This is a genomic window from Burkholderia sp. 3C, assembly GCF_054589155.1.
The window spans coordinates 92,121-93,547 of sequence record NZ_BAAILN010000119.1; the positions used below are offsets into that span (position 1 = coordinate 92,121).

Here is a 1,427-nt window from a genome sequence, read left to right on the forward strand (position 1 = left end):
TGTTCGATCACGTAATGGCGATCGGCCAGTTGGGTGCAGACTTCCAGATTCTGCTCGACCAGCAGGATGGCCACGCCGGCCGCCTTGATCAGCTTGAGCTGGGCCACGATCTCCTCGACGATCACCGGCGCCAGCCCTTCGACCGGCTCGTCGAGCATCAGCAGGCGCGGCCGGTTCATCAGCGCGCGGCCGATCGCCAGCATCTGCTGCTCGCCGCCCGAAAGCTGCGCGCCGCCATTGCGCCGCCGCTCCTTCAGGCGCGGGAAGATCCGGTAGATGTCCTCCAGTTGCCATGGCGAATCGCGCCGCGCGCCGAGCCGCAGGTTCTCCTCGACCGTCAGCAGCCGGAAGATGCCGCGATGCTCCGGCACGAAGCACACGCCGCGCGCGGCGATCCGGTGCGGCGCGAGGCCGGCCAGCGCGGCGCCGTCGAAGCTCACGCGGCCCTCGCGCGGCGCCACCACGCCGGCGATCGCCTTCAGCGTGGTGGACTTGCCGGCGCCGTTGCGGCCCAGCAGGGTGACCGTCTCGCCTTCGCCGATCGTCATCGACACGCCCTGCAGCACATGGCTCTTGCCGTAATAACCGTGCACCGCGTCAAGTTCGAGCATCATGCGCGGCCTCCCGTGATCATGTTGCCGAGATAGGCCCGGCGCACGCGCTCGTCGGCGCGAATCGCGTCGGGCTTGCCTTCCACCAGCACGCGGCCCTGCTGCATCACCGTGATGGTGTCCGAGATGTCCATCACGATCCCCATGTTGTGCTCGATCAGCACCACCGTGTAGTCGTCGCGCAGGCCGCGGATCAGCGTCTTCATGTCTTCCAGGTCGTCGATGCCCATGCCGGAGGTGGGTTCGTCGAGAAAGATCGCGCGCGGCTTCGCGGCCAGCGCCATGCCCACCTCGAGCCGCCGTTGCTGGCCGTGCGAGAGCGCGCTGGCGGCGCTGCCGGCGAAGCGTTGCAGCGCCAGCCGCTCGATCACCGCGTCGATCGTCTCGCGCTGCGCGAGCGCGCCGTGCGGTGGTGTCCAGGCGTTGAAGGCGCGACGCGCCTCGACGCCCTGCGCGGCGATGCGCAGGTTCTCGCGCACCGACAGGTTCGGGAACAGGCTGGTGACCTGGAACGAGCGCGCGATGCCGCGCCGCACGCGGCGGTGATCGGGCTCGCGCGTGACGTCGGCGCCGTCGAACAGGATGCGCCCGGCGCTGATCGGCACGGTGCCGGTCAGCACATGGAACAGCGTGGTCTTGCCGGCGCCGTTCGGGCCGATCACCGAATGCACGGTGCGTGGCGCGATGCGCAGGTCCACGCCGCCCAGCGCGGTGAACTTGCCGTAGCGCTTGACGATGCCGCTCGCCTCGAGAATCGACTCGCTCATGCTTGCCTCCCTTGATCCTTGCGGCCGCGCAGCGCGGCCACGATGCGCT

2 protein-coding genes are annotated in these 1,427 nt (G+C 69.4%); both read right to left on the reverse strand.

Annotated features, from left to right (window positions below; translation table 11 throughout):
* Positions 1-614, reverse strand: a 614-nt coding sequence (locus ACYP33_RS23660; protein WP_459624160.1) for an ABC transporter ATP-binding protein, incomplete at its 3' end; no start/stop codon positions are given.
* On the reverse strand, positions 611-1,378 hold the full coding sequence (locus ACYP33_RS23665) for an ABC transporter ATP-binding protein (protein ID WP_459624161.1): 768 nt from the start codon (positions 1,376-1,378) through the stop codon (positions 611-613). The genes ACYP33_RS23665 and ACYP33_RS23660, both read right to left, overlap by 4 nt.
* Between the last annotated feature and the right edge of the window lie 49 nt (positions 1,379-1,427).

Coding starts and splice junctions, on each gene's coding strand:
- ACYP33_RS23665 (WP_459624161.1), bottom strand. CDS start 1,378: ATGAGCGAGTCGATTCTCGAGGCGAGCGGCATCGTCAAGCGCTACGGC.